Annotated in this window: 14 protein-coding genes; 10 read left to right on the top strand and 4 right to left on the bottom strand. The window is 25.7% G+C overall.

Annotated elements, in window-relative coordinates:
* Positions 1-80: 80 nt before the first annotated feature.
* Positions 81-500 carry a DUF3785 family protein gene (locus BGI42_RS13615; protein WP_069680818.1) on the bottom strand — a complete coding sequence of 140 codons (420 nt, stop codon included), beginning with the start codon at positions 498-500 and terminating at the stop codon, positions 81-83.
* A 350-nt stretch (positions 501-850) separates the two neighbouring features.
* Between BGI42_RS13615 and BGI42_RS13610 the strand changes: the two genes are divergently transcribed.
* Positions 851-1,048, top strand: coding sequence for a hypothetical protein (locus BGI42_RS13610; RefSeq protein ID WP_069680817.1), 198 nt, complete (start codon positions 851-853; stop codon positions 1,046-1,048).
* Between the two features lie 174 nt (positions 1,049-1,222).
* Here BGI42_RS13610 and BGI42_RS13605 read toward each other — a convergent pair whose 3' ends face one another.
* The gene (locus tag BGI42_RS13605) at positions 1,223-1,900 is read right to left on the bottom strand and encodes a uracil-DNA glycosylase (RefSeq protein ID WP_069680816.1); all 678 of its coding nucleotides are present in this window, start codon (positions 1,898-1,900) and stop codon (positions 1,223-1,225) included.
* A 139-nt stretch (positions 1,901-2,039) separates the two neighbouring features.
* On the opposite strand from BGI42_RS13605, the gene BGI42_RS13600 reads away from it, so the two are divergent.
* A complete protein-coding gene (locus BGI42_RS13600; protein WP_069680815.1) occupies positions 2,040-2,783 on the top strand; it encodes a peptidylprolyl isomerase in 744 nt (247 codons plus the stop codon).
* A gap of 187 nt (positions 2,784-2,970) precedes the next feature.
* Here the strand turns inward: BGI42_RS13600 and BGI42_RS13595 are convergent, their stop codons facing one another.
* On the bottom strand, positions 2,971-3,615 hold the full coding sequence (locus tag BGI42_RS13595; RefSeq protein WP_069680814.1) for an HAD family hydrolase: 645 nt from the start codon (positions 3,613-3,615) through the stop codon (positions 2,971-2,973).
* A 637-nt stretch (positions 3,616-4,252) separates the two neighbouring features.
* Between BGI42_RS13595 and BGI42_RS13590 the strand changes: the two genes are divergently transcribed.
* The 3 genes from BGI42_RS13590 to rsmI all read left to right on the top strand — a co-directional run bounded on the left by BGI42_RS13590 (position 4,253) and on the right by rsmI (position 7,318).
* Entirely contained in the window at positions 4,253-5,521 is a 1,269-nt protein-coding gene (locus BGI42_RS13590) for a C40 family peptidase (protein ID WP_069680813.1), read from the top strand.
* Between the two features lie 197 nt (positions 5,522-5,718).
* A complete protein-coding gene (locus BGI42_RS13585; protein WP_069680812.1) occupies positions 5,719-6,471 on the top strand; it encodes a tRNA1(Val) (adenine(37)-N6)-methyltransferase in 753 nt (250 codons plus the stop codon).
* A 1-nt stretch (position 6,472) separates the two neighbouring features.
* Positions 6,473-7,318, top strand: a complete 846-nt coding sequence (gene rsmI, locus BGI42_RS13580) for a 16S rRNA (cytidine(1402)-2'-O)-methyltransferase (RefSeq protein WP_069680811.1) — start codon at positions 6,473-6,475, stop codon at positions 7,316-7,318.
* 101 nt (positions 7,319-7,419) lie between these two features.
* Here rsmI and BGI42_RS13575 read toward each other — a convergent pair whose 3' ends face one another.
* On the bottom strand, positions 7,420-7,665 hold the full coding sequence (locus tag BGI42_RS13575; RefSeq protein WP_003369321.1) for an AbrB/MazE/SpoVT family DNA-binding domain-containing protein: 246 nt from the start codon (positions 7,663-7,665) through the stop codon (positions 7,420-7,422).
* 613 nt (positions 7,666-8,278) lie between these two features.
* Here BGI42_RS13575 and BGI42_RS13570 point away from each other — a divergent pair.
* The 5 genes from BGI42_RS13570 (at position 8,279) to BGI42_RS13550 (ending at position 13,729) form a co-directional block, all read left to right on the top strand.
* Positions 8,279-8,869 (top strand): DUF1836 domain-containing protein, encoded by a 591-nt coding sequence (locus BGI42_RS13570; protein WP_069680810.1) that lies wholly within the window; start codon positions 8,279-8,281, stop codon positions 8,867-8,869.
* 539 nt (positions 8,870-9,408) lie between these two features.
* Positions 9,409-10,593 carry a DegT/DnrJ/EryC1/StrS family aminotransferase gene (locus BGI42_RS13565; protein WP_069680809.1) on the top strand — a complete coding sequence of 395 codons (1,185 nt, stop codon included), beginning with the start codon at positions 9,409-9,411 and terminating at the stop codon, positions 10,591-10,593.
* Between the two features lie 14 nt (positions 10,594-10,607).
* On the top strand, positions 10,608-11,198 hold the full coding sequence (locus BGI42_RS13560; protein ID WP_069680808.1) for an acyltransferase: 591 nt from the start codon (positions 10,608-10,610) through the stop codon (positions 11,196-11,198).
* Positions 11,199-12,515, top strand: a complete 1,317-nt coding sequence (locus tag BGI42_RS13555) for a nucleotide sugar dehydrogenase (RefSeq protein WP_069680807.1) — start codon at positions 11,199-11,201, stop codon at positions 12,513-12,515.
* Between the two features lie 371 nt (positions 12,516-12,886).
* Positions 12,887-13,729 carry a YihY/virulence factor BrkB family protein gene (locus BGI42_RS13550; protein ID WP_069680806.1) on the top strand — a complete coding sequence of 281 codons (843 nt, stop codon included), beginning with the start codon at positions 12,887-12,889 and terminating at the stop codon, positions 13,727-13,729.
* Positions 13,730-13,782: the final 53 nt, after the last annotated feature.

Genomic DNA, 13,782 nt, shown 5'->3' with positions numbered 1-13,782 from the left:
TAGGATATTTAAAGCCTTAAAAGTTAATAAAAAAGAAAGGCACAGATGCTTTCATATTCATCTATACCTATTAAAAAATATTAAACTGTGCATTGTTCAATTTCTATTGTGTAATTACCACAACAAGGACAAACTATTATACTAACAATGTAACTATTATCTATTTTCCCAGACCTGTGAAGTTTATTGTAAGAAGTACTTTCATAGTCTTTGCAAATAGTATTTATTATATATTTATTTTCTTTTGTATAAATAAAAAAGTGATACTCTAAATAAGCATAAGATTTATTTAACTCTTCTTGAATATCACATAAACATTTATCACCATAATATTCTTTTGAAAAATTAACTTCATTTCCTTCACATAATGAGCTTAAAATTAATTCTACTGATAAATTTTCAATTTCTTCAATATCATTATCAGAATTTAAAAATATTCCTTCACAATTTTCTTTGTTTAATTGGTATTCTTTATTATCATATAAAAATTTATATTCCATACAACTCTCTCCTTAATAAGTTAACGATAAATATATAATATCATATAAATTTAATATATATACATAATATATTTTTTATACAAATTATTTTTTAGAGATAGTTATATCTTTTAGAGTTATAGAAAATATAATTAAAATTAGTTTTTTATATAAAAATACAAATGAAACTATTTTGTAATAATTAGGACACATATATGTAACAAATAGGAATTTCCAATGATATAAAATAAATAATAAGAAATGCTTAACTTTGAATTAATAAATTTTTAAGAGTATTAATGTAAAATAATATTATATTTTTAATATAGTAATGTTTTAAATAAGAATATTTTAGATGGGAGATGAGTTTGATGCTAGAAAAAATTATGTTAACTGATAAAGAGTATGAAAATTTAGCTAAAGGAATTGCAATTGGAGTTGGAGTTGGAATTATTATTGGCACAATTTTTGATAATACAGTACTTTTTTTTGCAGCAGGAGGAGTATTAGGAATAGTAAGCTCATTAATCTATTCTAAGATAAAAGAATACAAAGAACATCATATATAGATTAAAGTTATATGTAAAATTAAGAATGCATAAAGTTATTAATTATCTTTTAATGTAAAGTTATAAGAATTAATAATTCTATAAATTATTTAAAAGTGGATATTATTATAGTAAAAATCCCAACAAAATTTTTAACCTGAACTCTTAACTACTAATATCCACTTTTAATAACTTCTAAATATTCTCTATTTGCCAATCTATAGGTTTTTCATTATTTTCTTCTAAAAATTTATTAGTTTTTGAAAATGGTTTGCTACCAAAAAAACCTCTGGATGCAGAAAGAGGACTTGGATGCACTGATTTAATAATACAATGTATTGGATTTGTTATTAATTCTTCTTTTTTTTGAGCATTATTGCCCCAAAGAATAAAGATAATAGGTTCTTTTCTAGTATTCAATACTTTTATTATGTTGTCAGTGAAAAATTGCCAACCTATATTTTTATGTGAATTAGCCTGACCTGCTCTTACAGTAAGTACTGCATTTAAAAGCAATACTCCTTGATCTGCCCATTTTTTTAAGTAACCATTATTAGGTATGTAGCATCCAAGATCATCACGTAATTCTTTATAAATATTTAAAAGTGATGGAGGAATTCTGACGCCAGGGTTTACAGAAAAGCTTAATCCATGTGCTTGATTTGGACCATGATAAGGATCTTGCCCTAATATCACAACTTTAACATCTTTAAATGCTGTATAATGAAGAGCATTAAAGATATTATATTTATCAGGATAGATTGTTTTGGTTTCATATTCTTGTATTAAATTTTTTCTTAATTTAAGGTAATAATCTTTTTCAAATTCATCACCTATATAATTATTCCAATCGTTTTTTAATATATTATTCATAAAATCACCCATAATTAGTATAACATTTTTGAAAATAATAATGATTAATTTTCTTTTTTTATTGTTATCATTGATTTATATTGATTTATATTGTTAAAATATAGAGGTATATAAAAAAAGAGTTAAAAGGAGAATTGAAATGGAAAATAAAGTAGTGGCAATTGTTGCTGGAAATGAAATCAAAGAAAAAGATTTAGATGTAGTACTAAATAGATATCCACAAGATAGAAGAGCTATGTTTGAAGGAGAGCAAGGAAGAAAAGCTTTATTAGAACAAGTTATAGCTTTTGAACTAATGCGTAATTTTGGTAAGGAATTAGAAATAGATAAAACAGATGAGTACAAAAACTTAGTTGAAGGATTAGCTAAAGAAGCACTAACTCAGTTAGCAATCAATAAGGTTTTAGCTGATGTTACAGTAACTGATGATGAGGTTAAAGCATATTATGATAATAATCAAAATATGTTTGTAAATCCACCAAAAGTTTCAGCAAAACATATTTTAGTTAAGACTGAAGAAGAAGCTAATTCTATAAAAGAAGAAATAGCTAATGGATTATCATTTGAAGAGGCTGCTAAAAAATATTCAACTTGTCCATCTAAGGAAAACGGTGGAGATTTAGGAAGTTTTGGAAAAGGATCTATGGTTCCAGAATTTGAAAAAGTTGCTTTTGAATCAGAAATTGGAAAAGTTAGTGAACCAGTTAAAACTCAATTTGGTTATCACTTAATATTAGTTGAAGATAAGACTGAAGGTTCTACAGTTCCATTTGATCAAGTTAAAGAAGCAGTATTAAGACAACTTGTGAATGAAAGACAACAAAACAAGTATTTAGAAATGATAAAGCAATTATCAGAAAAATATGTTGTTGAAAGAAAATAATAACATAAAAACGTGGCTTAGCCACGTTTTTTTATTCTTTAGGAAATTATATTTTTGCTTAATGATTAAGAAATAAAACCTAAAGAATAAAAAATAATCATATGCCGCACCATTATTCCTGCACTACGTTTGGAAAGGGTGCATGGCTAAAAAAATCGACGGCTCCACAGTTGCCTTGGCGATTTTTTTATATCAACTCAAAAAATGAGCTTATATATTTATCAGCTACATGTACAATAGCATCTTTTGAATCAATACTAAATTCATCTTTTACTGCAATAACTTTCATTCCAGCTGATTTAGCAGATTTTATAGCTGGCAATATATCTTCAAATACTACACATTTATCTGGAGTAGTATCTAATCTTTTAGCAGCAAGCAAATATACATCAGGAGAATCCTTTCCTTTTTTAGTTTCACCTGTAGTAGTTATTGAATCAAAATAATCATAGATATTATTTGCTTTTAAACAAACTTCTAATAATTCATTAGAGTTACTAGTAGCTAGTCCTATTTTTATGTTCTTAGATTTTAAGCTATCTAAAAATTCTTTTACTCCCTCTTTTAATTCAACTTTATTAGAATAATATTCAAAGGCCATGTCATGCCAATGCTTTAATATTGTATCAATTGAGTCTTCGAGATCGAATCGATTTTTAAAATATTCTGCTGTTTGTCTAAAACTTAAATGTATAATATCATTTTTTAAATCTTTAGGTAATTCATATCCATTTTTTTTAAGATAATCTATATCTATTTGTTGCCAAATCATCATAGAATCTACTAAAGTTCCATCTAAATCGAATATGGCTGCATTTATATTACTTAACATATATAATCATTCCCCTAACACTTTTAGTATGTTTATAAAAATACCATAAAAGATAAAAAAAATCACTAAGCAAATGTGAGGCATCCATTTTTTAGCATGTACATTTTTAAGAGATAGTGCAGAAATAATGGTATATGATTATTTTTATTGATACTCGTAACATTTTTAGAATATGACGTTTTAGAAGTTATCCACAGATTATTTGGAAAAGTATATTATTAAATAATAAAAAGAACTTGAGGCGATCCCTTAAGTTCTTTTTATGTTGTATTAAATAGTGCAGATGAAAATAATTATATTATCTCAAAAAACTTATGTCAAGAATTTAATTTTACTATTTTATATGTTAATATAATAATGTTATGTAAACTTTTAACTAACATATATTTAGATTATTTTATTAAAATTTTTAAATAAGTAATATAATGGGTTGAAAACCTTTGATAACTAATATTTTATGTAGTATAGTTTAGAAAATTAGGGCATTATGGACTATTTTAAAAAGAATATGGTATAATTCTTTGTATTAATACTGTAGAAAAGTTGTCCATAAATATGTAAAGTGATATAATTTTAGATATGTAAACGCATTTTGTTAATATAAAGGAGGGAAGGTTCCTAAAAGAACCGGGATTTAATGAGAAAAAAGCTTTTAGCTGCAATGTTAGCCACCATGATTGTTTTAGGTAATTCAGTGCCAGTTTTTGCTACGCCTGAAAATAAACAATTAAATGAAACTAGACAAAAATATGCTGAAATAGAACGTAATATAAATGAAATTCAAGATAAAATTTATGATTTAAATACTCAAATAGAACCTTTAGAACAAACTGTTTTAAATAATAAAAAAGAAATTAAGAATGTAAACACACAAATTGATAATACAGGTAAAGATATAGAACAATGTAAAGAAGATATTTCTAAATTAGATGAAGCATTAGGTGAGAGATTAAAAGCTATATATATGTCAGGAAATATGGAATTTAGTTATTTAAACTTCTTATTTGAATCAGAGTCTACTAGTGATTTCTTTTCAAGAGCAGAGTCATTAGGTAGAATATTAGGTACAGATAAAAAAGCCATAGAAGAGATTGTTGAAAAAAGAGATTCTTTAAATGAAAAAATATCTTCATTGGAAGATAAAAAGAAGAAAATAGACAAGCTTAATGCTGAAGTTCAAGTAAGTTTATCAGAATTAGATGATAAGAAAAAAGATCAAGAAGCATTAGTTGAGAAGACAAAAGAAGAAAAGAAGAAATTTGACAAGGAATATTTATCACAAGCAGAAAAAGAGGTTGTTAAATCACAATTTGATGTGATAGATAGTTCAAGTAGCTCTCTTAGCGATTTAAAATCAGTAATATCTCAATTAAGAAATATAAGGGATAACCAACTTAAAAGTCCAACAGTTATAGAAGAAGTAAATGCGAAGATTGAAAGTGCAAAATCGAAAGTAGCACAAAAGGAACGAGAAGAAGAAGAAGCTAGAAGAGCTGCAATAGCAGCTGCAAATAAATCTCCTAATAGGGGGAATTTAGGATCTTCAAATGTTACTGTGCCATCGGCAGGAAATGCACAATCTATATTAAATGAAGCATACAAGCACTTAGGAAAGGCCTACGTGTATGGAGCAACAGGTCCAAGCCATTTTGATTGTTCCGGATTTACTCAATATGTATATAGAAAAGCAGCAGGTGTTGATATAACAAGAACTACTTATTCACAAATAGGAGTAGGTGTACCTGTATCACGAAGCCAATTACAACCAGGAGATTTAGTATTTACCCATGCAGGACATGTTGGGATATACGTTGGTGGAGGTAATATGATTCATGCTCCACAAACAGGAGATGTTGTAAAGGTATCTTCAGTATATAAATTTTATGCAGCTAGAAGAATTTTATAATTTAATATATATCTAAGGTTAGATAGGTAACTATCTAGCCTTATTTTGATGCTTAGGAAATAAGATCATGATCTAAATATGTATTAATATTATGCTAAAATATAGCTTTAAATAAAAATACTAAATTTATATTAAGTTGTTTAGAATAAATGTATAAGTTATAATTATTTAGAATATGCGGATAAAGGAAGAAATTTATGATTGAAAATAGTTTAATTAATTTAGATAAAGACGAAGTTATAGATGATTTACAACTAAAAGGCTTACGATTAATACAAAAGATTAATGGTTTTAAATTTGGAGTAGACGCTGTAATATTGTCTGATTTTGCAAATGTTAAAAACAAACATAGAGTTATGGATTTATGTACTGGAACAGGAATAATACCATTTTTATTACAAGGTAAATATAATCCTAAAGAAATTTATGGTTTAGAAATACAAAAAGAAATGGTTGATATGGCTAAAAAAAGTGTAAAACTTAATAATTTAGAAGATAAGATTATATTTATAAATGAGAATTTAAAAAATATAGAATATTTAAAGAAAATAGATAAATTTGATATTGTTACTGTAAATCCACCATATAAATTGAATAATGCTGGAATTATAAATCCTAGTGATAAATTAGCTATTGCTAGACATGAGGTTTTATGTAATTTGGAAGATGTAATATATGCATCAAGATTATTATTAAAAGACAATGGTAGGATGTTTATAGTTCATAGGCCTGAAAGGTTAGCAGATATATTTACATTAATGAGAAAATACAAAATAGAACCAAAGAGAGTTAAAATGATATATCCTAAACCAGGAAAAGCAGCTAATATAGTATTAGTAGAAGGGCAAAGAGATGGTGGAGCATACCTGAAATGGGATATTCCTTTATATGTTCACAATGAAGATGGATCTTATACAAATGAAATAGATAGAATTTATGGGAGGATTTAAAATGGAAGCAGGAAAGTTATATTTAGTACCTACACCAATAGGAAATTTAAAAGATATAACGTTAAGAGCATTGGAAGTATTAAAAGAAGCAGATATTATAGCAGCAGAAGATACTAGGCAGACTTTGAAATTATTAAATCATTTTGATATTAAAAAAACATTGATAAGTTATCATAAATATAATGAAAATGATAAAAGTGATGAAATTATTGATAAAATTTTAAATGGTGAAACAATAGCGTTAGTATCAGATGCTGGAACACCAGGTATATCTGATCCGGGAAGTGTTATAGTTAAAAGATGTATAGAAAAGGGTATAGAATTTATTGTTTTACCTGGAGCAACTGCTATAACAACAGCATTAGTTTATTCTGGTCTAGATACAACTAAATTTATATTTAGAGGTTTTTTACCTAGAGAAAATAAAGAGAGAAAAAAAATAAAAGAAGAATTAATTCAAAATCAAGAAACTTTAATATTTTATGAAGCACCTCATAGATTAATTGATACGTTATCTTTTTTACATGATTCTTTTGGAAATAGACAAATCGCAGTATGTAGAGAATTAACAAAATTATATGAGCAAATATTTAGAGGTACAATAGAAGATTCTATAAATTATTTTACAGAAAATAAACCTAGAGGTGAATTTGTTCTTGTACTTGAAGGTAAAAGACTTGAAGAGATAAAACAAGAAAAAGAAAAAGAATGGATAGATTTATCTATTGAAGATCATATAATAAAATATATAAATGAAGGTCTCAGTAAGAAAGAAGCTATTAAAGCTGTTGCTAAGGACAGGGAAGTGCCTAAAAGTGAAGTTTATAAATTTTCAATTAATATATAATAATTATTTATAAGAATATTTTATTTATAATTATTTTTTATGATTCTTTATAGAACAAGAAGCATCTATGCGTATAGATGCTTCTTATTTTATATTAGGTATTATCTATTGTTTTTGATTTCATCTAAACAATTAGTACAAACATTTTTTCCTTTATAGTTTATAACGTCTCTTGCATCTCCGCAGAAAATACAAGCTGGTTCGTATTTTTTTAGTATGATTTGTTCACCGTCTACATAAATTTCTAAAGCGTCTTTTTCAGCGATATCCAAAGTTCTTCTTAATTCTATTGGAATAACAATTCTACCTAATTCATCTACTCTTCTAACTACACCTGTTGATTTCATAAAAAATTCCTCCTAATTACAATGTTCGACATTCTACTCTGACATATTACCAAGTATGTAATATAAAGTCAATATATATTTTATGTTTTTTGTATAATAAGTTACAAATTTCAACTTTAATAAACATTATATATAAAATATACTACCATATTTTAGAAATGTCAATAGAATTTCTAGAATTTTTTTGCATGTAATATAAGGAAATTTTAATATGAAAAATTGCACAATTACTGAGGTTAAATAGGATAAGCCTATATTTAAATAAAAAATCAAAAACAATTAGTAATAATTAGAAAAATTGGATAATTACCAAATTGTTATATAAAGATTAAAAAATATAAAAAATCTTAAAAATATATATAAAAATAATATATATTGTCTTAATAATACAAAAAATAATAATTTTTTAAAATTATAATTTAAAATTATTATAAATAAAGCAAAAACAAAAAAACTATAAAAAGTGGTATTTTAAATTATATATACTAAATTTTTGAATTATAATATATAATAGAAATGTATTGAAAAGATTATAATGGTAAAAATAACTTGTAATAAGTTTATTTTTACTATATACTGTATGTAAATATACTAAGAAAGTGTGGGATATTATATGGATAATCATATGGAGTCGTCTTATATAAAAGAAATAGTTGAAAAGATATCCGAAAATAGTTTAATTTCATATGAAGATTTACCAAAATATGATTTATTTTTATCTCAAGTTATAGATTACTTAAATGATAAATTTATTGATGAAAAGTTTACAAATAATATAGTTCAAAATTATATAAAAAGTGAAGTTATTACTAAGCCAGAAGATGGCAAAAAAAGAGGATATACTAAAATACATTTAGTTCAATTGGTGTTACTAAGTTATATGAGACCAGTATTAACTACTGAGGAAATAAAAAAAGTTTTTAGTTTAGCTTTTAATGAAATAAATGAAAGAAATGATGACATAATATGTTGGCAAGATGCTTATAAAATATTTTCTGAAATACAAGAAGAAAGTTTAAATGAGTATTTAAAAGCATCATTAGAAAATGAGCAAAAACTAAAAGAAAGAGTTAAATGTTTAAACTTAAAAGAATCTGAGGAAGAAAGAATAACTGTATTTTTATTAGTTTTATCTTTAATAGCTGAAGCTAGTGTAATTAAAAAATTGGTTCAAAGAATAGTAAATGAATATCATGCAGATTAGGCATATGAAAATAAATAACAAATCAAAGATGTGACGGATATTTTGTGAAATATAATGACTTGGGTTTCACTAATAGTTGTGTTATTAGTATATTCTAAGGGAGAGGGAGTTCGCAAAATAAACTAATATACTTAATAGTTATTTATTTGAATGTACCTAATTAAACAAGAGTATGAAGAGAGTTATTAGGCACTTACTCAAATAAAATGCTTTTATTTGAGTAAGTGCCTCTTTAGTTATATGCCATATAATAATTACTGTTATAAAACATATTTTTATGTACACTAAATTTAAGTAGTATTAATAGCAATTTGTTTTTTATTCATGTAAAATAAAAAGTTTATTTATCTATTTAAGTATGTTAAAATATTCATGTTAGTTTATCAAAATAAGTAGCTTTATGGTAACTAAATTAATGAGATAAGATATTTTTTATAAATAATTAATATTTAGAAGTTAAATATTTGTTATAATTTAGTGAGGATGAATTATCAAAATAATAAATTGGTAATATAAGTAAAATTGAAGGAGCGAGGAAAATGAATATTCCATTAATTGATTTAAAAGCTCAATATAAGTCTGTTTCTGAAGAGTTAGATAGAGTAACTAAAGAAGTTCTATATTCTGCAAATTACATAATGGGAAAAAATGTATCTGAATTTGAAAAGGATTTTGCAAGTTATGTAGGAGTTAAGCATGCTATTTCAGTAGGAAATGGAACAGATGCATTAGTTATCGCATTAAAAGCTTTAGGAATTGGCCAGGGTGATGAAGTAATAACTTCAACATTTACTTACTTTGCATCTGCTGAATGTATATCAGCTGTAGGAGCAAAGCCAGTTTTTGTAGACGTAGAAAAAGATACTTTTAATATAGATCCAAGTAAGATAGAAGAAAAAATAACAGAAAAAACAAAAGCGATCATACCAGTACATATATTTGGTCAAAGTGCTGATATGGATAAAATAAATGATATAGCTAAAAAATATAATTTAAAAGTAATTGAAGATGCCTGTCAGGCAGTTGGATCAAAATATAAAGGAAAGATGATAGGCTTAATAGGAGATATAGCTTGTTTTTCATTCTTTCCAACAAAGAATCTTTCATGTGCTGGTGATGGAGGTATGATAGTTACTTCTGACGATAATATTGCTACTATAGCAAAGGCACTAAGAACTCATGGAAGTGGTGAAACAGGACAAAAAGCATATAACTTATTAAATAATATAAATGAGGATATAGAAAAATCTAACATTGAGGATGATACAGTATATAATCCATTAAAATATTATAATTATTTAATTGGATATAATTCTAGATTAGATGCTATTCAAGCAGCCATACTAAAGGTTAAACTACCTCATTTGGACAAATGGAATGCAAGAAGAAGAGAAATAGCTCACGTATATGATGAAGAACTTAAATGTTCTAATGTTGTTATACCAAGTGTTAGGGATGAAAATGAATCTATATATCATCAATATGTATTACAAACAGAAGATAGAGAAAAAATGTTAAATAAACTTAAAAATAAGGGTGTAGCTACTGGAGTATATTATCCTGTTCCATTACATTTACAAAAAGTGTATAAGGATCTTGGATATAAAGAAGGGGATATGCCAGTTGCAGAACATCTTTCACATAGAACATTTGCTATACCTGTTTATCCAGAATTAACAGAGGAACAAATAAAATATATAATTGATTCTATAAAGAGCGAATAGAGAGGGTATAATTTATGGATAAAAAATATTTTGTGCATGAATCCAGTTATGTAGATGATAATGTTCAGATAGGAGAAGGAACTAAAATATGGCATTTTTCTCATATAATGAGTAATTCAGTTGTAGGCGAAAGATGTAATATAGGTCAAAATGTTGTTGTGTCTCCTGGAGTAGAACTAGGAAATGGAGTTAAAATACAAAATAATGTATCTGTATATACTGGTGTTATTTGTGAAGATGATGTGTTTTTAGGACCATCGTGTGTATTTACAAATGTTATAAATCCTAGAAGTTTTATAGAAAGAAAAAATGAATATAAACAAACTATTATAGGAAAAGGTGCGTCAATTGGGGCTAATGTAACAATTGTATGTGGTCATAATATAGGTAAATATGCTTTAATTGGAGCTGGAGCTGTAGTTACTAAAAATATACCAGATTATGCTTTAGTTGTTGGAAATCCGGGAATAGTTAAAGGATATGTATGCAAATGTGGTTCAAAATTAGATTTTAAGAACGATAAGGCGATTTGTGAAAGTTGTAATGAGGAATATATAAAATCTAATGAAAAAGTTGAGTGTGTAGATTTAGGAGGTACAAAATAAATGTCAGAGTTAAAGCAACAATTATTAGATAAAATAAATAATAGAACTGCTAAAGTAGGGGTAGTTGGATTAGGATACGTTGGTTTACCATTAGCTGTAGAAAAAGCAAGTGCTGGATATGAAACTATTGGATTTGATGTTCAAGACAAAAAGGTGCAAATGGTTAATGAAGGACAAAATTATATAGGTGATGTAGTAGATGAAAAATTAAAAATGTTAGTTAATGACAAAATATTGAGAGCTACTACAGATTTTAGTTTTGTAAAAGATGTAGATACTATCTGTATTTGTGTACCTACACCACTTGATTTATATAAACAACCAGATTTATCTTATGTTGTAGAGTCTACAAAAAGCGTTGCAAAATATATGCATAAAGGTATGTTAATAGTTCTTGAAAGTACAACTTATCCAGGAACTACTGAAGAAGTACTTAAACCTATTCTGGAAGAAAGTGGATTAAAATGCGGAGAAGACTTTTTCTTAGCATTTTCACCAGAAAGAGTTGATCCAGGTAATAAGAGTTTTAATACTAAAAATACCCCAAAAGTTGTTGGTGGTTGTAGCGAAGATTGTACAGAAGTTGCAGCAGCATTATATAAAAATATTTTAGAAGGTGAAATACATACTGTTTCATCACCAGCAGTAGCTGAAATGGAGAAAATATTAGAAAATACATTTAGAAATATTAATATTGGATTAGCTAATGAGATGGCTATTTTATGTAATAGAATGGGAATAGATGTATGGGAAGTTATCGATGCAGCAAAAACTAAGCCATATGGTTTTATGCCTTTTTACCCAGGTCCAGGTTTAGGAGGACACTGCATACCACTTGATCCATTTTATTTAGAATGGAAAGCAAAGGAATATGATTATCATACAAGATTAATAGAAACTTCAGGAGAAATAAATGATTCAATGCCTGAATTTGTATTAGATAATGTAATGAAAATATTAAATAAACATAAAAAAGCACTTAATGGTTCAAAAGTTCTTGTATTAGGAGTTGCTTACAAAAATGATATTGATGATTATAGAGAATCACCAGCATTTAAAGTTATAGAGCTTTTTGAAAAGAATGGAGCCAATGTAATAGTAAATGATCCATATTGTGAAGTTTCTAAGTATAAGAATAAAGTTTATAACTCTGTAGATTGGAAAGAAGTTATAGATGAAAGTGATATTGTTGTTATAACAACTAGTCATAGTTGCTATGATTATGAAGAAATAGTAAGTAAAGCTAAAGTTGTATATGATACAAGAAATGCAACTAAAGATGTAGTTAATAACAGAGATAAGATATATAAACTATAAAAAATAATAATTATTTAAATGTGTGTTAACATATTAATTTTATTATTAGGATTTAGTGAGAATTTAACTCACTAAATCCTATATTTATTTGCAAGAAAATATAGAGTTTTAACATTTAAAGTAGATAATATTTTTTAAAAATAAACAATTAACTATGCATAATTTACAATTAAATATAAAATATTTAATAAGAAAAATTTTATAAAGAAATGCAATTGTATTTAGTTATTTTTAATGTGTAATGAATATTTTATAAGATTTATCTATAAAATATAAAAATAGATTACGATTTTAATTAACAAGTTTATTAATATAATTTGATATAAGAATTAAACAAGAAATAATATCTAAAGATAGGAAATGGTGATTTGATGGGTGATACGAATATTGATTTAAGACAGAAATTAAGATTATTATTACATTTAATTATAAAAGTAAAAAATGACGATATTTTTGCATTAGCATCTCAACTAGCATATTACTTATTATTATCATTTTTCCCATTTATTATTTTTTTAATCACATTAGTAGGAGTTAGCAATCTAGATTATTTACAAATATTAAATGGAATAAAATCTATAGTTCCAGAAGCCGTATTTGAATTGACTTCTTCAATAATAATAGAGGTTTTTAATAATAAATATACAGGATTGCTAGAAATTTCAATCTTATTGGCTTTATGGACATCATCTTCAGGATTTAGAGCAGTAATTAAAGGTGTAAATAAAGCTTATGCCTTAAAGGAAAACAGATCATTTATAAAAAGATTAATAATTTCTATGTTTAGTGTAATAGCATTAGCGTTAACAATAATATTAGCATTATCAATGTTTGTATTTGGAAATGTAATAGTAAATTATATTATTAAATTTATTCCTTTTACAAAAGCATTTATTGTTTTTTGGAACATATGTAGATATAGTTTTGTAGTAATTATAATGATATTTGTATTTGCATCAATATATAGATTTACTCCTGTTAAAAGATTAAGATGGAAAGAGGTAATTCCAGGAGCAATTTTTAGTACAATAGGATGGTTGATAACATCTTATGGATTTTCTTTTTATGTAGATAATTTTGGAAATTATTCTAGATTTTATGGTAGTGTTGGAGCTGTTTTTGTATTAATGACTTGGTTATTTTTAATTTCTATTCTATTTATTTTGGGTGTAGAAATAAATTGTGTTTTAGGAGAATTTAAAAATCAATTATAAGTTAATTATGTATTCTGAATATAATTACATAAACTGGATATAATCATAAAAGA

Source organism: Clostridium taeniosporum, from assembly GCF_001735765.2.
In the GTDB taxonomy this organism is placed as follows: Bacteria; Bacillota; Clostridia; order Clostridiales; family Clostridiaceae; genus Clostridium; species Clostridium taeniosporum.
The sequence above is the reverse complement of the archived record's forward strand: the minus strand, read 5'-3'. Positions and strand labels throughout refer to the sequence as shown.